The sequence below is a fragment of the Flavivirga sp. 57AJ16 genome (assembly GCF_028736925.1).
GTDB lineage: Bacteria > Bacteroidota > Bacteroidia > Flavobacteriales > Flavobacteriaceae > Flavivirga.
Genome location: NZ_JAQZAT010000015.1, coordinates 16,265 through 39,042, shown reverse-complemented (window position 1 = coordinate 39,042; position 22,778 = coordinate 16,265). Strand labels below are relative to the sequence as shown.

At 36.1% G+C, this 22,778-nt stretch carries 15 protein-coding genes; 3 read left to right on the top strand and 12 right to left on the bottom strand.

Going from position 1 to position 22,778, the window contains the following annotated elements; translation table 11 throughout:
- Window positions 1-3: 3 nt before the first annotated feature.
- Complete coding sequence (locus PQO00_RS15880) at window positions 4-681, top strand: Crp/Fnr family transcriptional regulator (protein ID WP_274185837.1); 678 nt, start codon at window positions 4-6, stop codon at window positions 679-681.
- Window positions 682-1,007: 326 nt separating this feature from the next.
- On the opposite strand, the gene PQO00_RS15875 is transcribed toward PQO00_RS15880, so the two are convergent.
- Entirely contained in the window at window positions 1,008-2,954 is a 1,947-nt protein-coding gene (locus PQO00_RS15875) for a S9 family peptidase (RefSeq protein WP_274185836.1), read from the bottom strand.
- 2 nt (window positions 2,955-2,956) lie between these two features.
- A complete protein-coding gene (locus PQO00_RS15870) occupies window positions 2,957-6,217 on the bottom strand; it encodes a hypothetical protein (RefSeq protein WP_274185835.1) in 3,261 nt (1,086 codons plus the stop codon).
- Window positions 6,218-6,322: 105 nt separating this feature from the next.
- Between PQO00_RS15870 and PQO00_RS15865 the strand changes: the two genes are divergently transcribed.
- Together PQO00_RS15865 and PQO00_RS15860 are read left to right on the top strand one after the other, a co-directional pair.
- Complete coding sequence (locus tag PQO00_RS15865; RefSeq protein ID WP_274185834.1) at window positions 6,323-7,450, top strand: VWA domain-containing protein; 1,128 nt, start codon at window positions 6,323-6,325, stop codon at window positions 7,448-7,450.
- A 144-nt stretch (window positions 7,451-7,594) separates the two neighbouring features.
- A complete protein-coding gene (locus PQO00_RS15860) occupies window positions 7,595-9,052 on the top strand; it encodes a magnesium chelatase (protein ID WP_274185833.1) in 1,458 nt (485 codons plus the stop codon).
- A 1-nt stretch (window position 9,053) separates the two neighbouring features.
- Here the strand turns inward: PQO00_RS15860 and PQO00_RS15855 are convergent, their stop codons facing one another.
- The 10 genes from PQO00_RS15855 to PQO00_RS15810 all read right to left on the bottom strand — a co-directional run bounded on the left by PQO00_RS15855 (window position 9,054) and on the right by PQO00_RS15810 (window position 22,619).
- Window positions 9,054-9,626, bottom strand: a complete 573-nt coding sequence (locus PQO00_RS15855) for a YdeI family protein (RefSeq protein ID WP_274185832.1) — start codon at window positions 9,624-9,626, stop codon at window positions 9,054-9,056.
- 5 nt (window positions 9,627-9,631) lie between these two features.
- Window positions 9,632-11,239 carry a M1 family metallopeptidase gene (locus PQO00_RS15850; RefSeq protein WP_274185895.1) on the bottom strand — a complete coding sequence of 536 codons (1,608 nt, stop codon included), beginning with the start codon at window positions 11,237-11,239 and terminating at the stop codon, window positions 9,632-9,634.
- Window positions 11,240-11,335: 96 nt separating this feature from the next.
- Window positions 11,336-12,691, bottom strand: coding sequence for a M28 family peptidase (locus PQO00_RS15845; protein ID WP_274185831.1), 1,356 nt, complete (start codon window positions 12,689-12,691; stop codon window positions 11,336-11,338).
- 4 nt (window positions 12,692-12,695) lie between these two features.
- A complete protein-coding gene (locus PQO00_RS15840) occupies window positions 12,696-13,445 on the bottom strand; it encodes a nuclear transport factor 2 family protein (protein ID WP_274185830.1) in 750 nt (249 codons plus the stop codon).
- Between the two features lie 81 nt (window positions 13,446-13,526).
- Complete coding sequence (locus tag PQO00_RS15835) at window positions 13,527-14,009, bottom strand: DUF6265 family protein (RefSeq protein WP_274185829.1); 483 nt, start codon at window positions 14,007-14,009, stop codon at window positions 13,527-13,529.
- A 415-nt stretch (window positions 14,010-14,424) separates the two neighbouring features.
- The gene (locus PQO00_RS15830; protein WP_274185828.1) at window positions 14,425-16,236 is read right to left on the bottom strand and encodes an acyl-CoA dehydrogenase family protein; all 1,812 of its coding nucleotides are present in this window, start codon (window positions 16,234-16,236) and stop codon (window positions 14,425-14,427) included.
- A gap of 176 nt (window positions 16,237-16,412) precedes the next feature.
- Window positions 16,413-17,603 (bottom strand): acetyl-CoA C-acyltransferase, encoded by a 1,191-nt coding sequence (locus PQO00_RS15825; RefSeq protein ID WP_274185827.1) that lies wholly within the window; start codon window positions 17,601-17,603, stop codon window positions 16,413-16,415.
- A gap of 149 nt (window positions 17,604-17,752) precedes the next feature.
- Complete coding sequence (locus tag PQO00_RS15820) at window positions 17,753-20,161, bottom strand: 3-hydroxyacyl-CoA dehydrogenase/enoyl-CoA hydratase family protein (RefSeq protein ID WP_274185826.1); 2,409 nt, start codon at window positions 20,159-20,161, stop codon at window positions 17,753-17,755.
- 9 nt (window positions 20,162-20,170) lie between these two features.
- Window positions 20,171-20,614, bottom strand: a complete 444-nt coding sequence (locus PQO00_RS15815; RefSeq protein ID WP_274185825.1) for a MarR family winged helix-turn-helix transcriptional regulator — start codon at window positions 20,612-20,614, stop codon at window positions 20,171-20,173.
- Between the two features lie 235 nt (window positions 20,615-20,849).
- Window positions 20,850-22,619, bottom strand: a complete 1,770-nt coding sequence (locus PQO00_RS15810) for a long-chain fatty acid--CoA ligase (protein WP_274185824.1) — start codon at window positions 22,617-22,619, stop codon at window positions 20,850-20,852.
- Between the last annotated feature and the right edge of the window lie 159 nt (window positions 22,620-22,778).

Genomic DNA, 22,778 nt, shown 5'->3' with positions numbered 1-22,778 from the left:
TATATGAGCAAATGTGAACAATGTATTATTAAGCAATTTAATTCGCTTAAGTCTTTGACCAAAGAGGAGTTGGTACGTATTTCTAATTGTAAAACTTCTCACATCATAAAAAAAGGCACGGTCATTTTTGAAGAAGGAGATGCTGTAAATGGCGTTTATTGCGTTAAAGATGGTATTTGTAAACTTTCTAAATTAAGTGAAAATGGTAAAGATCAAATCGTAAAAATGGTTGTTAAAGGCCAATTGTTAGGTCAGCGTTCTTTGATAAGCAACGAAAGTTCTAATTTACAGGCAACGGCTTTAAATGATATGGAAGTCTGTTTTATACCTAAAAGTGAAATAATGGCAGACCTTCAAAAGAACCCGAAGTTTTCATTTGATGTTTTGCAGGATATGGCACACGATTTAAAAGAAGCTGATGATATTATCGTTAATATGGCTCAAAAATCCGTAAGACAACGTTTAGCAGAAACATTAATATATATACATGATAGTTTTGGAGTGAATCCAGATGGTACACTTAGTGTTTTGTTGTCCCGTGAAGATTTTGCCAATATAGTTGGTACCGCTACAGAGTCTGCCATAAGAGTCTTGTCCCAATTTAAAAAAGAAGGACTCATTTCTACTATTGGCAAGCAAATAAAGATTGAAAGTCTAGAAGGTTTAAAGCGAATAGAATAAAGATCGGTCTATCTAAAATAAAAAAAGGTAAAAAGTGTCATTCAGAGCGCAGCTATTTGTCATTCAGAGCACAGCGAAGAATCTTTTAATAAGTTCACACAGATTCTTCAGGTCCCTCCTTCTGAATGACACACAACTACTATTATTCAACGTTACATCATTGCGTCTTTTTCCATACACTAGTTATAATTTTTAGCACGAGTCTACCTTTATACGTGTTTTCATATATACAATTTATAGTTGTTCATTCAGAGCATTCCGACAACAGTCGGAATGCTCTGAATGAACAAAATAGATTACTTTTTAGACATCGTTTTTTATTTCATCTAGTTTACTGCTTCAGCTTCTATTTCCTTTACAGGAATTTCACCATCTATGGGCGCATTTTCTTTTTTAAGATAGGTGTCTAAAAATTTGAGAATACTGCTGTAAGCTTCAATTTGATTTTCTTTTTTTACAAAACCATGCCCTTCATCTTCAAATAGAACATACTCAACAGGAACCCCATTTTTACGAACACCAGAAACGATTTCATCAGACTCTACTTGTAAAACCCTAGGGTCTTTAGCACCTTGCAAAACAATTAAAGGTTTCGTTACTTTATCGGTATGGAATAAAGGAGATATTCTATGTAGTCTTATAGAATCTGCTGTATGAGGGTTTCCTAATTCTTTGTAAAGCGCCTCTTTAAAAGATTCCCACCATGGCGGAATGCTTTTAAGCGTACGCATCCAGTTTGTAACACCAAACAGGTTAACACCTACGGCAAATTCTTCTGGGGTGTAAGTTAAGGCAGCCATCGTCATGTATCCACCATAAGACCCACCCATAATGCCAATTTTATGGGCATCAATTTCTGGCTGTGAGGTTAACCAATTTTTACCTTCTACACAATCTTGCAAATCTTTTTCACCATGATTTAGATCATCCATTTGAAAAAATGTTTTACCGTAACCACTACTTCCTCGATTGTTTACAGCGAGTACAGCATAGCCATGGTTAACAAGATATTGCGTTAGAGAATTAAAGTTTTGTCTGCTTTGCCCGCCAGGACCACCATGTACTAAAACAAGAGCGGGCACTTTATTTTCTGCCGATGCTTGATGCGGTAAATAATAAATGGCAGGAATTTCAACACCATCAAAAGATTTATACCTAATCACTTTAGCTGTTACTAAATGATTTGGGTCTATATCCTTATTAAGGACATTAGTAAGCTGATGTTGCTCTTTAGTGGCAAAATTGTAAGTGAATAAATTTGAAGGACTATTTGAGCCACCAACATACATGCGCATCATCGTTTCATCTCTGGAAATACCAATACTGGTTATGCTACCGTTTTGAAAATCTGGAAGCTTTAGGTTTTTGCCAGAAGACATATCCAGTATTTCTATAGAGTTTTTAGCATCTTCATTTATAAAAATTACCATGTACTTCTCATTATGGGTAAAATAAATACCGCTTATGTCCCAAGGTCTTTCCAAAACTTTTTCCTTTTCACCCGTAGCGATATTATATTTCATGAGATACGAAAACTCTGCACCATCATCTGTAGTATAATAAAGGGTTTCATTGTTTAAAGAGAAATCTTGGGCAGAGTTACTGCTCTGATTTTCGTTTACTTTGACAAGTGATTTATCCGTTCTGTTATAAATGAAAATGTCACTATCATTTGTGTTTATTGGTTTACTAAAAGCGATGAGGTTTTTATTACTGGAAATAGCATTTAGGCTATAACCTTCGTCGTTTTGGTAAATGAGCTTAGAAGACATGCCATCCAAGCTCATTTCGTAAATATCCATATAGCGTTTGTCTCTTTTATTAGAGCCATAAGCAAAGCTTTTGCCATCGTGGGACCAACCGTAAAAAGAAGCTCTTGCTCCTTTATCTGGCGTTAATTCTGTAATGGTACCATCTGTATCCCGTGAATATAAATGGTAAATTTCATCACCATTACCATCGGCTCTATACAGCATACGCTCATCGTTTGGAAAGTACGAGATAGCAAAAATAGATGAAGAATCTGAAGCGGTTATAGGTGTAAAGTCGCCGCCCTTTGTTGGAACTGTATACATATTATAAATGCCAGATCGATTACTAGAGACTAATAATTTTGATTTGTCCGGAGAAAAACTTCCTCCACTTACAGCTTCATTATCCATGAACTGTTCAATGGTGTACGCTTTTAAATTAAGAGCGGTTTCTTTGTTTTGTTTCTCTTTTTTACAAGAGATAAACAAAACAAGAAGCATTAAGGTTAGTAGTTTATTCATATTTAATTGGTTTTAAATGATTTCACATCTTTAAATGGGGATAGTTTTATGCTTTCTACCAAATTTTTGTAGGTTTTCCAGTCTTCATTAAAAAATATATTTGTTTTGTTCATCCCATTTTTTAAAGCTTCTTTTGCATGTTCTATGAGCGTGGTTTCTGTTGAGGTCAATCCATTTTGTCTAGATGTTACATAGCTATAGGCTTGATTTATGCGCTGGGTGATAGTGGCTTCTGGATTACGGGTGATGCCTTGTCTTTTATCTTCTTTTCCTAAAAATAAATTAATGATATTGTCCATCTTCTTAGTTATATCCTTTGAAGCTTTTATTTGGTCTTTGTATAATTCTTTATCCAATTTTTTTAATTCGGATTGATACTTTTCGGCAATTTGTTTACTCTCAACCAATTGCTTGACAACATCTGCTGTGGTTTGTAGCATGTTTTCAATGTCTTTTGAAGCATTGTATACCGCATTGATGGCATGATCCGATTTGTTTAAACGTGGATCATTTTTGATGGTAATCATTGCTTCCGAGCTTTGATCTCCAAAATTCAACACTATTTTATAGGTTCCAGGTTTTGCTCTAACGCCTCCTGGTTCATTAGTGCTTTTGCTAATCCTTCGAGACGCTCTATCTGGCCCTTTTTCATTCATATGCCAAGTCCATTTATATACCCCGGTTTCTTCGGGTGCTTTTTGTTTTAATGTTCTAATTAAACGGTCTTCGTCATAAATTTTCATAGTCAATGAATCCCATTTAACCTGAACTTGATTCAGGTTCTCATTATCTTTTTGGTCATCATCATTTGAATGTTCTTCATCTTCACCCTCCTTTTCGTCATCAATACCATTCTTTGTTTCGTCCTCCTTTTCATTAGACGCCTCTTTGTTATCAATGGTTACATAATAGGCTATTTGTGCGCCTGCTTTTCTGTTTTCGCCATGATATATCGCATCACCGCCAAAGCGCGTTCCAGTTGGTTGTTGATAAGCGGCCAGATAAGCTGTGGGAGGTTGGAATAACTCTAATTTTTGGGTAAGGACTTGCTGGTTTTTAGCCATGGCCCGTAATGGACGAATGTCATCTAAAACCCATGCAGCACGGCCAAAGGTTCCAATTATTAAATCATGCTCACGCGGGTGAATAACTAAATCTTTTACAGGAACAGTAGGGAAGCCTTCTGTCCATTTAGTCCATTTGTTTCCTGCATCTAATGATATGTACAAGCCATCATCTGTTCCCAAAAATAACAGATTAGGATTTTCAATATCTTCTACTATTGCTAAGGTATAGCTCTTTACATCCTTAGCATCGACAATACGTTGCCATGTTTTGCCATAGTTTTTAGTTCTATAGGCATAAGGGGTGTAGTTAAAACGTCTATAATCATTGGCTATTAAAAGTGCTTCACCTTTATTTTTATTGGATGCCTTTATTTGAGGAATCCAACTTCCCGGAGGTAGGTCTTTAATATTTTTTGTAACATCGGTGTAAGTCTGTCCGCCATTTTGAGTAATGTGCACACGACCATCATCTGTACCAATCCAGAGCATATCCTTTTCCAGTGGAGAAGGTTCAATAACTAGGATGGTACAGTGGTTTTCTGCCCCAGTAGCATCCATTGTTAACCCGCCACTTTCGCTTTGTTTTTGTTTTTCCGGATCGTTTGTTGTTAGATCTTCAGAAATAATCGTCCATGTTAAACCCTTATCTGTAGATTTGTGAACAAATTGACTTCCGAAATAAAGGGTACTGGAATTAAAAGGATCTATATTAATAGCAGCGTTCCAGTTAAACCTAAGTTTTATGTCGGCATTGGGATGCGTCGGTTTTACTAAATAATTATTTCCGGTTTCAGCATCGTACCTACTTACGTAACCTTGCTGACTCATAGACCAACCAAATCGAGCATCCTCTTTGTCTGGGATCACATCGAAACCATCACCAAAACTTATTTCTTGCCAATAAGAGTTTCTAATACCTTGTGAACGCCAAACATAAGCAGGACCTTTCCAGGAACCATTGTCTTGCATGCCTCCATAAATATTATATGGCACATCATTATCTACGTTTATGTGATAAAATTGCGACACAGGTAGGTTTCCTATAAACCGCCATGTTTTACCACCATCTTTAGTAATGTTCAATCCACCATCATTACCATCGATCATAAAATCACCATTGGTAGGATGTATCCACCAGGCATGATGGTCTGGGTGAATACCATTATTAGCACCATAGGCTGGCATGAGCTGAGAAAAGTTTTTGCCACCATCTTCACTAACATTTACATAGGTGAATACCGAGTAAATGCGATTTTCGTTTTGTGGATCTACATAGATTTCAGAATAATAAAAAGGCCGATTACCAATACCATTTTTATCATTTATTTTTTGCCATTTAAAACCACCATCCTCGCTTTTATAGAGCGCATTTTTTTTAGCTTCAATAAGCGCATAAATAGTATTGGGTTTGTTGGCAGCAATGGCAATACCTATACGTCCTAAATGTCCATCCGGTAAGCCGTCTTCGTCGGTTAGTTTTTTCCATGTTTCACCGCCATCATGTGTCATGTGCAGCCCAGAACCTGTACCTCCTGAATTAAAAAACCAGGGATCTCGTTTATGTTCCCACATGGCTGCAATTAATTTATTGGGATTTGTTGGATCCATGACCAAGTCGGCTGCTCCAGTTTTATTATTGACGAATAATATGTTGTTCCATGTCTTGCCTCCATCAGTCGTTTTGTATATGCCACGTTCTGGATGCATCCCCCAAGGCGAGCCAATAGCAGCCACATAAACGATGTTAGGGTTTGTTGGGTCGATAACAACACGGTGGATATGGCGTGTTTTTTCCAAACCCATTAATTTCCAATTTTTGCCTCCATCTAATGATTTGTATATACCATAACCCCCATTTAAACTATTTCTTGGATTGCCCTCTCCAGTTCCGGCCCAGATCACACTTGGGTTAGATTGTTGAATGGCAACGGCTCCAATAGAAGCAGTAACCTCTTTATCAAAAATAGGCTCCCATTTAATACCTCCAGAAGTAGATTTCCATAAACCACCAGAAGCAGTCCCTACATACATGATATCTGGGTTAGAAAGCACAACATCAATGGCTGTGACACGACCGGACATGCCACCAGGACCCACGTTTCGCGGGGGCATGCTTTTTAATAAGTCCATTGAGAATTCTTGGGATAATATAGGGATTGAAGCTAATAGTGTCAATAAAAAAAAGGTTCTTTTCATTATATATTCGGATTAATCCGAATAAAGATAAGAAAAACTAAATGTGAGATTCTTAATGAGATGTTAATATAATATTATAGAAAAATATAGTATTTTTATAGGGCTATGAGAAATGATAAAGCCATAAGGAAAGGATTCGTATTTAAAAAATATGAAAAGCCTTATCAATCGCCGTTTGATAATTTTTTTGAGGTTTTCAAAGAACTTATTACGTACACTTCGGGTGATTTTGACGAAGCTATTGATTGGTTGCGGGAATTGGACAAGGAATATAAACTTAGCACCGATGACTATACTGTTGATGATTTTATTGAGGATTTAAAAAAGAAGGGCTATATAAGAGAAGCCATAGATCCTGATGGTAACGGGGGGATGACAATTACCGCAAAAACGGAGCGTGCTATTCGCCAGCAAGCTTTAGATCATATTTTTGGGAAGATTAAACGTAGCGGACAAGGCAACCATAAGAGTAAAGGCATAGGGTTAGGGGATGAGCATACAGGTGCGTATAGAAATTATCAATTTGGGGATGCTTTAGATAAAGTATCTATGACCGAAAGTTTAAAAAATGCCCAGATCAGTCACGGTATTGGAGATTTTAACCTGTCGGAAGAAGACTTGGTGGTTGAAGAAACACTCCATAAATCACAAATGAGCACAGTTTTAATGATCGATATCAGCCACAGTATGATTCTTTATGGTGAAGATCGTATTACGCCAGCTAAAAAAGTGGCTATGGCATTGGCCGAATTAATTACGACGCGCTATCCAAAGGATACCTTGGATATTTTGGTTTTTGGCAATGATGCCTGGCAGATTGAAATTAAAGATCTGCCTTATTTAAAAGTAGGGCCGTACCATACTAATACGGTCGCCGGTTTACAATTGGCAATGGATTTACTACGAAGAAAAAGAAATACCAACAAGCAAATTTTTATGATTACGGATGGGAAGCCTAGCTGTTTGCGTTTGCCCGATGGTCAGTACTATAAAAACAGTAATGGACTGGATAAGCACATTGTAAATAAGTGTTATGCGATGGCACAGCAGGCAAGGCGCTTACATATTCCTATTACAACATTTATGATTGCTCAAGATCCTTATTTGATGCAGTTTGTAAGGGAGTTTACCTATGCCAATCAAGGCAAGGCATTTTATACTGGGTTGAAAGGATTGGGAGAAATGATTTTTGAAGATTATGAAACGAATAGAAAGAAGCGGATTAGGGGGTAAGCCCCACCCAACCTCCCCGAAGGGGAGGAGCAAATACTTTTATCAAATTTTTTAAAAGAAAATTTTAGTAAAAAAATAAAGTTAAATCATAATACACCCCATAACAGTTCCCTCTCTTTTGGAGAGGGTTAGGGAGAGGCAAATATGGACATAAAAACATTAGGCGAATTAAAAAAAGCAGGTTATCAACCTAAATCTATTAAAGATGAATTGAGAGCCAATCTCATTCAGAAAATAAAAAATAAAGAAACAACCTTTGAAGGGGTTCACGGTTACGAAAATACCGTGATTCCTGAGTTGGAACGTGCTATTCTATCACGTCATAACATCAATCTTTTAGGGTTACGGGGACAGGCAAAAACACGTTTGGCCCGTTTAATGTTGAACTTACTGGACGACTATATTCCTTATGTTGAGGGCTCCGAGATTAATGATGATCCGTTGCAACCTATTTCAAGGTTTGCAGTGGAACTGATAAAGGAAAAAGGGGACGATACACCTATTTCATGGTTGCATAGGAGCGAGCGTTTTGCAGAAAAATTGGCAACACCAGATGTCACGGTAGCTGATATTATTGGCGATGTAGATCCTATTAAAGCTGCTAATTTAAAATTAAGCTATGCAGACGATCGCGTGATTCATTATGGTATGATACCAAGAGCAAATCGTTGTATTTTTGTAATTAATGAATTGCCCGATTTGCAAGCTAGAATTCAAGTGGCATTATTCAATATTTTGCAAGAGGGCGATATTCAAATTAGAGGCTTCAAATTACGTTTACCATTGGATATTCAGTTTTTATTTACGGCAAATCCCGAAGATTATACCAATAGGGGAAGTATTGTAACCCCTTTAAAAGATAGAATAGGCTCTCAAATTTTAACACATTACCCAATAGATATAGAAACGGCCCGGTTAATAACAGAACAGGAAGCCAAATTAGCGGAAGGTCAAAAGCAGACTGTTTTAGTTCCCGATTTGGCCAGGGATTTATTGGAACAAATAGTTTTTGAAGCTCGTAAAAATGATTTTATAGATGTTAAAAGTGGTGTAAGCGCACGATTGAGTATTACAGCATTAGAAAATTTGTTAAGCACAGCCGAACGTAGGGTCTTGATATCGGGCGATAAAACAACTATGTTACGTTTAAGCGATTTTGTGGGTATTATTCCCTCTATTACAGGAAAAGTAGAATTGGTTTATGAAGGCGAGCAGGAGGGAGCGGCAGTGGTTGCCTATAATTTAATAGGCGAAGCTGTTAAGAGCTTGTTTGGTGAATTTTTTCCAAAGATAGAAAAGCTAAAAAAGCAAGAGGATGAAAGCCCTTATGATGCTATTGTATCCTGGTTTTTTAATCAGAAAGATGGTTTTGAGCTGTTGGATGATTTACGTGATAAAGAATATAGGCGTGTGTTGGATGCTATTTCCCCGTTAGATGATTTGTTAGGTGCATACCAACCCAATGTATCTAAACAGGATCGTTATTTTATGAAGGAGTTTGTACTTTGGGCTTTAGTGGAATATAAACAATTGAGCAAACAGAGATTTACAGAGGGCATTCAGTTTAAAGACCCTTATGGGAGTTTTATAAGCGGCATCTAGCTTACCAACCCCCTCTGTCTTTTATATTGGCTTCGCAAAGCTTTATAATTTCAGAAATACGCTTTTGTTTGGTTTCTTCTCTTTTGGCCTGGCTGACCCAATATAGATACCCTTTTCTGTATGAAGGTGCAAAATTGTTATAGTTGTTAAAGGCTGTGGGGTTTTTATCAAAGGCCAATTGTAATGCTTCTGGAATGATGCCTTTTTCAACCTCGTCCAGAGCGGTCCACGACCCATTTTGTTTTCCGGTTTCAATAATTTTAAGACCGCTTTTGTGCATTAAATTATTGGCGGTTAATTCTTCTATGTACCTTTTGTTCAAGGCACTCCATACACTTTTTGGATTTCTAGGAGAGAAGCGTTGTCGGCGCTTTCCATGACCCAGACTTTTTACTGTGGAATCTATCCAACCATAACAAAGTGCTACTTTTACAGCTTCTTCCCAGCGCATGGAGGCTTCTTTATTTTCCACTTTATAAAAGATGAGGTAAACACCTTTAGAGATATTGTGGTTTGCGTGCAACCAGTCACGCCATTCGGTATCTGTTTTAAAATATAGCTCGGTAATTTCCAATATTCTTAAAGTTTGTTTACATCAATATAAAAATCCCGATCGACTTCAAATGATACAATGTTTAATTCTGATGTTATTTTTTGCCAATCGGATTTCGGAAATAACCATTGCTCATTTCCATTAATACGAACTTGAATGGGCATATCGAATTTATCAACAATATGGGTCCAACGATATTTTAATTCATTTTTATCAATGGCATATTCAAGTGTTGGGATTTTTGTGGTTCTTAGGTATTGATTAAAAAATTCTGTGAGATCTATACCTGTTTTATCACTTAAATAATTTTCGATTTGTTGTGTCGTCACCGTTTGATGAAAGAAATCTTTATTTAATCCACGTAAAATTTGCCGCCATTTTTCATCATCTTCAATAAGTTGCCTAAGCGTATGTAGCATATTGGCACCTTTATAGTACATATCTCCTGAACCTTCACTATTTACACCATAATGTCCAATTAAAGGCCTATCGTTTTGAATGTTTTTTCTAGTACCAATAACATAATCAGCAGACGCTTTTTTTCCATAATAATAATCCAGAAATAAATTTTCAGAGTACGTCGTAAAACCTTCATGAATCCACATATCTGCAGCATCCTTGTTTGTAATGTTATTTGCGAACCATTCATGTCCCGCTTCATGAATAATAATGAAGTCGAATTTTAAACCCCAACCTGTGCCCGATAGATCATTACCCAAATAACCATTTTTATAACCATTTCCATAAGTCACACTACTTTGGTGTTCCATGCCTAAATAAGGTACTTCAACTAGTTTAAAACTGTCTGCATAAAAGGGGTACTGGCCAAACCAATGCTCGAAAGCTTTCATCATTTTTGGTGCTTGCTTAAACTGTTCTTTGGCTTTTTCAAGATTGTCCTTAAGCACATAATAATCCATATCTAAATGTCCGCCTAGCCCATTATAGACTTCCGAGAAGTTAGCATAATCGCCAATATTTATATTAACACCATAATTATTTATAGGGTTTTTAACAAACCAACTATATGTTTTTGTATCGGTATATTGTTCTACACGTCTTAATCGGCCATTAGAAACATTCATTAAGTTTTTAGGTACATTTACACTAATAAGCATACTGTCTACTTCATCATACATATGGTCTTTACAGGGCCACCACACACTAGCACCTAAACCTTGGCAAGAAGACGCTACAAAATGGTTTCCGTTTTGGTCTTTTTTCCATGAAATCCCACCATCCCAAGGTGCTCTAACAGCTTCTTTTGGATTGCCTTGATAATGGATCTCAATAGTATATATGTCTCCTATTTTTTGTTTTTCAATAAGATTTATAAAATGGGCATTACCATCATGTTTTATTTTTAATTCTTTATCGTTCTGAATGGCTTTGGTAAGGTTTAGAGGTGCCTGCAAATCAATTTGCATCACAGAATGATCCTTTAAAACGGTATACTGAATGGTGTTTTTTCCAGAAATGAATTTTTTATCTGGATCTACCTTAATATCCAAGTGATAATAATTTAAATCCCACCAGGAACGTTCTGGGGTTATAGAACCTCTTAAGGTGTCCTGTCTGGTAAAATTGTTTTTTTCTGAAAGTAACCCTTGGGCGCTTATGGAAACACATGGCATTACTAATAAAAGGTATAATAGATATAAACGATAGGTCATTATTTTAGCTTTTGCTCAAAATTAAATAAAAAGGTTCTTAAGGATTTGTTAATGTTTTTAATTCCTAAAGACATTATTAGGAAATACAACAACACTTTCAAAACCATTTTCACCAACAGAGGCTATTCCGAAAAAATAATTATCAATAACAATACCATCTAATGTGAATTCTGAGACATCTCCAACATATCTGCTATGATCCCAAGTAGGAGAGGTGGTATTTCTCCAGTAAATTTTATAGCCTTTGGCCCCCTTAACTTTATCCCATTTAAATTTTGCAGCAGGTTCTACAATGCCTCCAATACTAACATGTTTTGGTGCTGGTGGTGCCTTAGCCAAACTTGCCATATTTATAGCGTTTACTGCGGTGAGTTTTTTTGCATAATCAAAATTTACATGGTCTATAACGTCGCCATATTTTATACCATTTTCTTCACGAATGTCCTGATGCTGTTGTGTGTAGTTCTCATGGGCTTCCATGATACGAATCCCTGCATATCCTAAATCGTTAAATGGACGATGGTGACCACCGCGCCCAAACCTGTCCAACCTATAAACCATCATAGGATGCATCTCTGGCATATAGGTTTTTGTGGTTTTATGAACGTAGCGTGCCAATTGACGTGAAATACCATCTACTTCACCACCATAGAATCGACGAAGTCTTCTTTGGCGTTCTGTTTCGTTTGGAGGTACAGGTTCTGAAAAAATCCTGAAGGAACGATTATCAATGACCCCATCAACTCCTTTTATATTTCCGATCATATCGTTATTGAAAATTCCAATAATATCCCAGGCTTTTTCCTGAGCATATTTTGCTAGTCCGGCACCACCAAAAAGGCCTTGTTCTTCACCAGACAGACCAACATAGATAATACTGCTTTCAAATGTATATTTAGATAAAACCCTGGCAGCTTCTATGGTTCCTGCCATACCGGAAGCATTATCATTGGCTCCAGGAGCATCTGTAGTAAAATCCATAGTGTCACTAGCACGAGAATCAATATCACCACTCATAATAATAAAGCGGTTGGGGTATTTTGTGCCTTTTTGAATGGCAACCACATTAACAACCCATGCATCGTGTGGTACACGATTATTATTATTATTATTATTATTATTATTATTATTGGTAACAAAGTCTTTTTGATAAAAGACTTCGAGGCAATGGTTGCAATCTTTTGAGATAGCTTCAAATTCAGATTTTATCCATCGCCTTGCTGCTCCAATACCTCTAGTGTTTGAAATCGTATCACTAAACGTATTTCTTGTTCCAAAATTTACAAGTGTTTGAATATCTTGTTTGATGCGTTCTGATGAAACGGCATCAATAATATCATATAATTGCTGATTGGTTTGAGGAATGATGATCGACGGAATTAATAGTAAAAGTAATAACGGGGTATATTTCATTTTTTTATTGAATGAATGTGACTTTTGTGATTTTTTCGTTTTGAACTTCATAAATGGCAATTGCATAAAAAGTATTACCATTAAAAGTAACTTTTTCATTATCAATTACTTTATTGCCCAATACCATTCTATTTACAATTTGAGCATTCAAATCTGGTGCTTTTTCAAAGAATGAGACATATGCTGTACGGATGGCTTGGTGGCCTTCAGAAATTAGGTCATTTGGATACCTGTATAGTTTAATATTACTGGAATACGTTGCCACAAATGCCCCTATATCCCTTTTGTTATAAGCTTCTAGCTGTTTGTTAACAACACGCTCTGGATTTGAAGTCGTTTTAGAGTTATGCAAAAAAGTCATGGAATGGATAGCTTCATGATCTGTTTTATAAATAGTGATATGGCGATCGGTCCTATAATTTATGGTACTCAATTCTTCATCGACCACTGTATTTTTGAGAACCATTCTGTTTAGTACCTTAACATTTGATTTTTTATTTTCTTTAAAAAAACGTGCATAATTTTCCTTTAGTTTGTCACGGCCCAGGTACATGGTATCGTTTGGAAACTTGTTTACGGAAACATTCGCATCAAAAGCATTGATAAATTGTTCTAAATCCCTATTGTTAAAGGGAGCTATATGTTTTTGTACAATTAGAGCTGCATGTTCTTTATTTGTGTTATTGTTAGAATTTGATTGGGAAAAGAGCGATAAGGCTAAGCAAATAAATAAAATAGAAACGATAGACTTCATGACCGAAAATTAATGTTTTAAAGATAACGAAAATAAACCCAGGGTCATGTTAATCTATTAGCTTCATGTATTTATTGTCTATTATTTGGTATAATTAAACTTAACGGTTTCTATAGAACCATTTTTTTTATGTATATCAACATATACGTTCATTTCATTGTTACTTATTTTTTCAAAGGACATGCCTTCAAAAACAACTTTATTAGCGGTTATTTCTTTAAGAGGAAAATCTACTGTTTCATCTTTTGTTTCCCATCCTGTTAAATCGTTATTAAAATGCTTTAATTGAAGAATAAGGGTGTTTTCTATTTCACGAATTATTTCGATTTCATAAAATGATACGGCATTATTGTTAATGAGTTTAAAAGTTGCCATCATGGAGCCACCAGATGGTTTGCTCCAATTTTCTTCTACTTGGCCTCCAAAAGCTTCTCCTTTCCATTGACCGGAAATCCAAGAGATGTTTTCTAATTTTGGTTTTAGTGTTTTTTCAACTTGTGCTTTACAGGATAAACTAGAAAAGGTGGCCATTGTTACCAATGCAATTATAATAGATACTTTCATAATCTTAAGTTTTAAGTTGGTTAAACCTGCGCTCGATCTGATATAAATATAGTTAAATTTAAGTAAGATCATGGTTGATCTCTAGTTGGTTTATATTATTAATACCAATTATGAATTAAAATACGCTATTCAAACTCATTCATTAATTTGTTTTATCACTTTACTCATCATTTCCATAGCTTAGGCTATGCAAATAACTCGCAGCAGGCTAAAACAAATAAGCAATATCGTTTTCTGTAGCTCATTTTAATTCATAATTGGTATAAGACGTATGCGATATTTAAAACAGGGACATATTTTCCAAGTTTAACATAATGCCAGTTCAAATGAGAAGCGGTATAAAATAAAAAAACGCTGCGAAAATAAGTCCGGAGCGTTTTTAAAATTGAGTTAGTCACAAATTATTTTATTGATACTAAAAACAGTATTTATTTTCTTTAGTTACTTTGTCTGCTATAATATTTCTTAGTTCTATAATATTTGGCATATTAACATATTTAATATAACGTTTTAACCCCATGAGCATCATACGTTGCTCATCGCCAGTGGAAAATGAAATGATGGAATGTTTACCTGCAGTTTCAATAACATCTATAGCATGGAATAAGTTTAATTTAGCCATAGCAATCTGTTCTTTAACTGTGGCTTCACCTTCTTTCTTGGCCATTTTTTCAGCACGTAAAATAGCAGATTCAGCAATGTATATTTGTATTAAAATATCTGATGCTGCCAACATGAGTTGCTGCTGTTCTTCAATTTTTTCGCCATACTTCTGTAAAGCAGCTCCAGCTACCATTAAGAAGAGTTTTTTAAGGTTTTGTATGATGTTTTTTTCTTCAGAAAACAGCTCAGAATAGTCAGGTACTTCAAAAGATGGAATGCCTACCAACTCCTCTTTAACAGCCATGGCCGGCGTTAAAACATCTACATGGCCTTTCATGGCTTTTTTAATAAGCATACCAATTGAAAGCATCCTATTTATTTCATTGGTACCTTCATAAATTCTTGCTATACGGGCATCTCGCCATGCTGATTCTATAGGCGTTTCTTCAGAGAAGCCCATGCCTCCAAATATTTGGATACCTTCATCGGTACATCTTTGTGTATATTCAGAAACAGCGACTTTTAAAATAGAACATTCAATAGCATATTCTTCGACACTTTTTAATTCAGCTTCTTGGTGGGTGTCTTTTCCGTTATTACGACGTAAAAGAATACGGTCTTCTATGTTTTTTGCAGCTCTATAGCTTGCAGCTTCTCCTACCCAGCAGTTCGTTGCCATTTCTGCTATTTTCTGGCGAATAGCTCCAAAACTGGAAATGGGTGTTTTAAATTGAATACGCTCGTTGGCATATTTTATGGATTCTGTTATAACACGGCGCTGTGCATCCAAACAAGCTGCTGCAAGTTTTATTCTGCCAATATTTAAGGCATTCATGGCTATTTTAAATCCATTACCTCTTGTGGATAGCATATTTTCAATAGGGACAACAGTCTCATTAAAGAAAACCTGTCTTGTAGATGATGCACGGATCCCCAGTTTATGCTCTTCTTCTCCCATAGTAATGCCATTAGGATTCTCAGGGTCGTATTCTACTATAAATCCAGTAATGTTCTTATCGTCTTCAATACGGGCAAAAACAATCATTAAACTACAAAAACCAGCATTGGAAATCCACATTTTTTGCCCTGTAATGCTGTAGCTTTTTCCGTCTTCGGAAAGTACGGCTTTTGTTTTACCTGAATTGGCATCACTACCAGCACTGGGCTCTGTTAAGCAATATGAACCAAACCATTCGCCAGAAGCTAATTTGGGGACATATTTTTGTTTTTGTTCCTCGGTACCATAAAGCGTAATGGGCATGGTACCAATTCCGGTATGTGCACCAAAAGCTGTACTAAATGAGCCAGTGGCACCAGAAATATAATCGCAAACAAGCATAGTGTCTACAAAGCCCATGCCCATACCACCATAGGCTTCGGGAACGGAGACGCTTAAGAACCCAAGTTCTCCAGCTTTTCGCATACAGGACTCCGTTAACGCATAGTCCTTTTTTTCAAATTGGGCTTTATTAGCCCAAATTTCCCTGTCAACAAATTCAGTTACAGCTTCTTTCATCATTAACTGATCCTCATTGAAATCTTCAGGAGTGAATACATCTTCACAATTGGTTTCTCTTACAAGGAATTGACCTCCTCTTAATAATTCTTTTTCTGTTGCTTCCATTTGTTTCTATCCCTTACCCTTTCCGAAAGAAAGGGGATTTGTCGGGTATTTTAATTGTACGTTATTTTAAAATTTGCACTATCCTATTTTTAACTTTTTTTTAAATCTACCTTTTTGGTTAAACTACGGTGCTATTTTATTTTCCCCTTTGGGGAAATGCCGTAGGCAAAGGGGCTTTAATTCAAAAACTCAAAAATACCACAGGCTCCCTGGCCTGTTCCTACACACATGGTAACTGCTCCATATTTTCCTTTCATATGGCGTTTACGCATTTCATCAAAGAGTTGCACAGATAATTTGGCTCCTGTACAACCAAGTGGATGTCCTAATGCTATGGCACCTCCATTCACGTTTACAATATCCGGGTTGAGATTTAATTCTCTAATGACCGCTAAAGATTGCGATGCGAATGCTTCATTTAATTCGATAAGCTCTAAATCTGATTGTTGTAAACCAGCTTGTTTTAATGCTTTTGGTATGGCTTTTACGGGACCGATTCCCATGATACGTGGTTCTACACCTGCTGCTGCATAGTTTACTAAACGTGCTATTGGTTCTAGGTTTAATTCTTTTACCATGGCTTCACTCATGACCATTACAAAGGCTGCACCATCACTCATTTGTGAAGAGTTTCCAGCAGTGACACTACCGCCTTGAGCGAAAACGGGCCTTAACTTAGCTAGAGCTTCTAAACTTGTTCCGGCGCGAGGACCTTCATCTTTTGTTACCGTATATGATTTATTGGCTTTTTTACCATTTGAATCAATATAAGTTTGTTCCACTTTAATAGGTACGATTTGATCTTGAAAACGATCTTCAGCTTGTGCTTTTAAAGCTTTCATATGCGAATTATAAGCAAACTCATCTTGATCTTCACGAGATACTTTAAATTGGTTGGCAACGGCTTCTGCAGTATTTCCCATGCCCCAATAATAATCTTCGTGACCAGCTTTTGCAATGTCGTAATTTAATTCAGGTTTAAAACCTGTCATCGGTACGGCGCTCATACTTTCTGCACCTCCGGCAATAATGCAATCGGCCATTCCAGATTGTATTTTTGCAGTGGCAATACCAATGGTTTCAATACCCGATGAGCAAAAACGATTTACGGTCACTCCTGGAATATCCACACTGTTTAATCCCATTAAAGAGATAAGGCGTGCCATATTTAAACCCTGAGATCCTTCTGGCATCGCATTACCAACAATAACATCGTCAATGCGAGTTTTGTCTAACTGGGGTAATTCCTTCATCATGTATTGAATGGTTTCTGCAGCCAATTCGTCAGTTCTTTTAAAACGAAAGACACCCTTTGGGGCTTTGCCAACTGCTGTTCTGTATGCTTTTACTATATATGCCTGTTTCATATTAGCCCCCTAACCCCCAAAGGGGGAATTCCTATTAGGGGTCAATAGGATTTTATTTATATGTTAATTTCAATTTTTTTATTCAAAATATAGATCTATTTGTTTTTTATGGTTCTCCCCAATGGGGAGATGCCGAAGACAGAGGGCTTCTAATTACGAAGTGGTTTCCCCGTCTTCAACATATGCTGAATGCGTTCTAGGGTTTTACGTTCTGTACATAAACTTAAGAAGGCTTCGCGCTCAAGATCCAATAGGTATTGTTCGCTTACTAAAGTAGGTTCTGATAAATCGCCTCCAGCCATAACATAAGCTAATTTGTTTGCTATTTTATGGTCATGCTCACTTATGTAGTTTGCAGCTTCCATAGAGTCGGTGCCCACTAAAAACATGCCCAATGCTTGTTTTCCGAGCACTTTTACATCGTTGCGTTTTATGGGCTGTGTATAACCGGCTTCTGCCATTAATTTTGCATGTGCTTTTGCAGTAGCTATTTGTCTGTCCTTATTAATAACAACAATGTCTTTGCCTTTTTGGAGCACGCCCATATCAAAAGCTTCATAAGCAGACGTTGCCACTTTGGCCATACCGATAGTTAAAAAATATTCTTGTAAGATGTTTAATTCTACATCACCTTTTCTAAACGTATCAGAAGCTCTTAAGGCCATTTCTTTAGAACCAGCACCACCAGGAATAACGCCTACACCAAATTCAACTAAGCCAATATAGGTTTCGGCAGCTGCCACTACTTTATCGGCGTGCATAGATAATTCGCAGGCACCTCCTAAAGACATGCCATGTGGTGCCGAAATGGTTGGAATGGAGGAGTAGCGCATACGCATCATGGTATCTTGAAAATACTTGATGGCCGCATTAAGCTCTTCATATTCCTGTTCAACCGCCATCATGAAAATCATACCGATGTTAGCGCCAACTGAAAAATTAGGACCTTGATTAGCAACAATGAGCCCTTGGTATTCTTTTTCAGCTAAATCGATCGCTTTATTAAGTCCTGCTAAAACATCACCTCCAATGGTATTCATTTTAGATTGGAATTCGCAGTTTAATATGCCGTCTCCTAAATCTTCAATAACGACCCCTGAGTTTTTAAATACTTCATTAGATTGTCTAATATTGTCCAAGATGATAAACGCATCCTGGCCTGGTATTTTTTCTTGTGTTTTCTTTGGAATATCGTAAGCATAAGTAGCCCCTTCTTTAACAGAATAAAAAGATTTGCTTCCAGCGGCTAGCATATCGTTCACCCAAGCAGCTGGCGTTAAGCCTTCAGCTTTTATTATTTCTATACCTTTTTCAACACCTATAGCATCCCAAATTTGGAAAGGGCCATGTTCCCAACCAAAACCAGCTTTCATCGCATCATCGATCTTATATAGTTCGTCTGTTATTTCGGGAATACGATTAGAAACATAGGCGAATAAAGCAGCAAAGCTTTTTCTATAAAATTCACCTGCTTTATCCTTGCCAGAGACCAGTACTTTAAATCGATCCACAACCTTATCGATGGTTTTAGTAAGTTCCAGAGTAGCGAATTTTGCCTTTTGTGCAGAACGGTATTCTAAGGTATTTAAATCTAAGGATAGAATTTCTTTTTTGCCTTCATCAGAAACGGTTTTCTTATAAAATCCTTGTCCGGTTTTGCTTCCTAACCATTTGTTTTCCATCATAGTGTTGATGAAATCCGGTAATTTAAAAAGCGCTAAGCGTTCATCATCTTTACAGTTTTCTGCAATGCCGTTTGCGACATGAACCAAAGTATCTAAACCAACAACATCAACGGTTCTAAATGTTGCAGATTTAGGTCTGCCAATAACGGGGCCTGATAATTTATCAATTTCTTCAATCGTTAATCCCATGTCCTTAACGGTATGGAATAAACTCATGATACTAAAAATACCAATACGGTTTCCAATAAAAGCAGGGGTGTCTTTAGCGACTACAGATGTTTTTCCCAAAAACTGCTCCCCATAACCATTAAGAAACTCTAAAACCGAAGGATCTGTTTTAGGGCCAGGAATGATTTCAAATAATTTTAAGTAGCGAGCAGGATTAAAAAAGTGTGTTCCGCAGAAATGCTTCTGAAAGTCTTCACTACGACCTTTGCTCATAAACTTAATAGGAATACCAGACGTATTACTTGTAATTAAAGTTCCTGGGGTCCTGTACTTTTCAAGTGATTCGAAAACCTGTTGTTTTATATCTAATCGTTCAACGACGACCTCCATGATCCAATCAACCTCTGCTACTTTCGCAATATCGTCTTCCAGATTGCCTGTTGTAATACGGTTTGCAAATTTTGGATGATAAATAGGGGAGGGTTTTGATTTTAATGATGTTGCGAGTGCATCGTTAACCAATCTGTTTCTAACTACTTTATCTTCAAGTGTTAAACCTTTATATTTTTCTTTTTCATTGAGTTCTCTTGGAACAATGTCAAGTAATAAAACATCTACGCCAATATTAGCAAAATGGCAAGCAATACCGCTACCCATAATACCAGAGCCTATAATGGCCACTTTTTTTATTCTACGTTTACTCATTTTATACTACTAATCGTTTTGATTATATATTTTTTTATTTGTTACCATATCATTTATAACTTCGGCTACTTCGTAAAAACTTTTCAATTTTTCTTCTGATATATTATCTCGTATAGCTTCGTTAAATGTTAAAACCTTATCCCTTGAATAGCCCCTTTTTTCAAGGCCACATTCGGTAAGGGAAATGATCACACCACGACCATCTTCTGGATTGGGTTTGCGTTCAATGAGTCCTTTATATTCCATAGTTTTTAATATTCTAGATAAACTAGTGGCTTCCATTCCCATTTTAGGCCCTAAAGCAGTTGAAGGTGTACCTTTTTCTGGGTCTATACTCAATAAAGTGAACCCGGTTGCCATAGTGCTTTCAAATTTTGCAGCTTCTTCATTGTACATTTTTTGGACTGCAAGCCATGTCGTTCTTAGTATATAGTCAATAGTTTTATCTTTCATAATATTCAGTTGGTGACCAAATATATAAAATTTTATTATGCATGCATAATAAATTGATGTAAAACTTAACACAATTTAATTGAGAGAGTATTGAAAATGTGTTTCGTGATCTTTAACCTGTATTCTGCATTAGAATCTCATATATACAATAAAACCAAGAAAGTATAGCAAGATACTAGTTTTTTAATTAGTTCTATGGTGCCATAGGTTTTTTAATGCATAATACGGGGTTAAGTTATGATCTGTAGATTTTTTCTATTAAATCTGTATATTTTGCTTTAATTACTTTTCTTCTCATTTTCATGGTAGGCGTTAAATGACCAGAATCAATAGACCAGATATCTTGGGTGATTTCGAATTTTTTAATTTGTTCCCATTTACCAAAATGTCTGTTGGCTGCGTCAATTTCTTCTTGAATCCGCTCTAATAATTGAGGATTGGTGATCATGTCGTTGTTAGATTGGAATGTTATACCATGTCGTCTTGCCCATTCTTTAGCAAATTCAAAATTAAGTTGAATTAATGCAGCAGGCATTTTCTCACCTTCTCCAATAATCATTATTTGTTCAATAAATCTTGATTGTTTGAATTGATTTTCTAATAATGAGGGGGCTACGTATTTTCCACCGGATGTTTTGAACATTTCTTTTTTACGGTCGGTGATTTTTAAGAAATTATCGCTATCTATTTCTCCAATATCACCAGTATGGAAATAGTCTTCGGTCATAACTTCCTTAGTTCTCTCAGGGTCTTTAAAATAGCCGAGCATGACATTAGGACCTTTTACTAAAATTTCTCCATCACTAGCTATTTTAACTTCAACGTTATCTATAATGCGACCAACAGTTCCAATCTTAATACCTTTATTAAACGGACAATTTACAGAAATTACAGGAGATGTTTCTGTTAATCCATACCCTTCGAGTATTTCCATTTTCGCAGCAGAAAACACCCTGATTAATCGTTGTTGCAGTGCGGCACTTCCAGATACCAACGTGTTAATATTTCCTCCTAAGGCTTCCCGCCATTTATTAAAGATAAGTTTGTTCGCTATTTTTAATTGAAATTCATACCACCAGCCATTTTTACCATAAGGCTCATATTTTAAACCTAAGTTTACGGCCCAGAAAAACAATATTTTTTTTATGCCTTTTAATTCTGTTCCCTTGGCGATTATTTTATCATACATTTTTTCATAAAGCCTAGGTACGGCTGTTATGATATTTGGTTTGATTTCTTTTAAGTTATCACTTATAGTTTCAAGACTTTCAGCAAAATATATTTCTATACCACAATATTGATATAGGTATAATATCATTCTTTCAAACACATGACATACGGGTAAGAAGCTTAATGCTTTAGATTTACCTATTTCTAAAGGAACCCTAGGTAAACTGTCCAATACATTAGATACTAGGTTGTTGTGGGATAGCATCACGCCTTTTGGTTTCCCTGTAGTGCCCGAGGTATAAATTAAAGTGGCTAAATCATGAGGTTTAACAGCTTCTTTCCTGGCATCAACTTCGTTTTGATTACTGGTGTCTTCACCTAATTTTAAAACGGCTTTCCAGCTTTCTTCACCTTTAATATCATTAAAAGTATAAACACCCTTAAGTTTTGTATTGCTTTTGATCGTGTTTAACTTGTCCAAAACTTCAGCATCAGAAACAAAACAATAGATAGATTCAGAATGGTTTAAAATGTATTCGTAATCTTCAGCGGCAATGGTTGGATAAATTGGTACATTTTGCGCGCCGGTTTGAAGTACTCCAATGTCTAAAACATTCCATTCGGTTCTATTTGTTGAAGAAATAATAGCTATTTTATCATTTGGTTGCACACCCAAACGTAACAAGCCCCTGCTAATAGCATTAGCTTGATTAATATATTCTTGAGTTGAAATAGAATGCCATTTACCATTATACTTAGAGGTGAATACTTTATCTAAATTATACGTTTCTAACTGATAATATGGAAAATCAAAAATTCTTGTAATATCTACCATTTGCTATGTGAATAGTTTATTGTATGCAAAGTATGAAATTAAAAAGGATTTTCAAATTGAATAAAACAGTAGAAGTTTAAATTTTGTTAATGAAGTGATTTAAACGACTCCAATCAAGCTAAGTACATGTTTTTGTAATCGTTATAAACAGTATTAAAA

What these genes read in the sequence shown, in the direction of transcription:
- PQO00_RS15880 (WP_274185837.1), top strand. Translation starts at nt 4, where the DNA reads ATGAGCAAATGTGAACAATGTATTATTAAGCAATTTAATTCGCTTAAG.
- PQO00_RS15875 (WP_274185836.1), bottom strand. Translation starts at nt 2,954, where the DNA reads ATGAATAAACTACTAACCTTAATGCTTCTTGTTTTGTTTATCTCTTGT.
- PQO00_RS15870 (WP_274185835.1), bottom strand. Translation starts at nt 6,217, where the DNA reads ATGAAAAGAACCTTTTTTTTATTGACACTATTAGCTTCAATCCCTATA.
- PQO00_RS15865 (WP_274185834.1), top strand. Translation starts at nt 6,323, where the DNA reads ATGAGAAATGATAAAGCCATAAGGAAAGGATTCGTATTTAAAAAATAT.
- PQO00_RS15860 (WP_274185833.1), top strand. Translation starts at nt 7,595, where the DNA reads ATGGACATAAAAACATTAGGCGAATTAAAAAAAGCAGGTTATCAACCT.
- PQO00_RS15850 (WP_274185895.1), bottom strand. Translation starts at nt 11,239, where the DNA reads ATGCCATGTGTTTCCATAAGCGCCCAAGGGTTACTTTCAGAAAAAAAC.
- PQO00_RS15845 (WP_274185831.1), bottom strand. Translation starts at nt 12,691, where the DNA reads ATGAAATATACCCCGTTATTACTTTTACTATTAATTCCGTCGATCATC.
- PQO00_RS15840 (WP_274185830.1), bottom strand. Translation starts at nt 13,445, where the DNA reads ATGAAGTCTATCGTTTCTATTTTATTTATTTGCTTAGCCTTATCGCTC.
- PQO00_RS15835 (WP_274185829.1), bottom strand. Translation starts at nt 14,009, where the DNA reads ATGAAAGTATCTATTATAATTGCATTGGTAACAATGGCCACCTTTTCT.
- PQO00_RS15830 (WP_274185828.1), bottom strand. Translation starts at nt 16,236, where the DNA reads ATGGAAGCAACAGAAAAAGAATTATTAAGAGGAGGTCAATTCCTTGTA.
- PQO00_RS15825 (WP_274185827.1), bottom strand. Translation starts at nt 17,603, where the DNA reads ATGAAACAGGCATATATAGTAAAAGCATACAGAACAGCAGTTGGCAAA.
- PQO00_RS15820 (WP_274185826.1), bottom strand. Translation starts at nt 20,161, where the DNA reads ATGAGTAAACGTAGAATAAAAAAAGTGGCCATTATAGGCTCTGGTATT.
- PQO00_RS15815 (WP_274185825.1), bottom strand. Translation starts at nt 20,614, where the DNA reads ATGAAAGATAAAACTATTGACTATATACTAAGAACGACATGGCTTGCA.
- PQO00_RS15810 (WP_274185824.1), bottom strand. Translation starts at nt 22,619, where the DNA reads ATGGTAGATATTACAAGAATTTTTGATTTTCCATATTATCAGTTAGAA.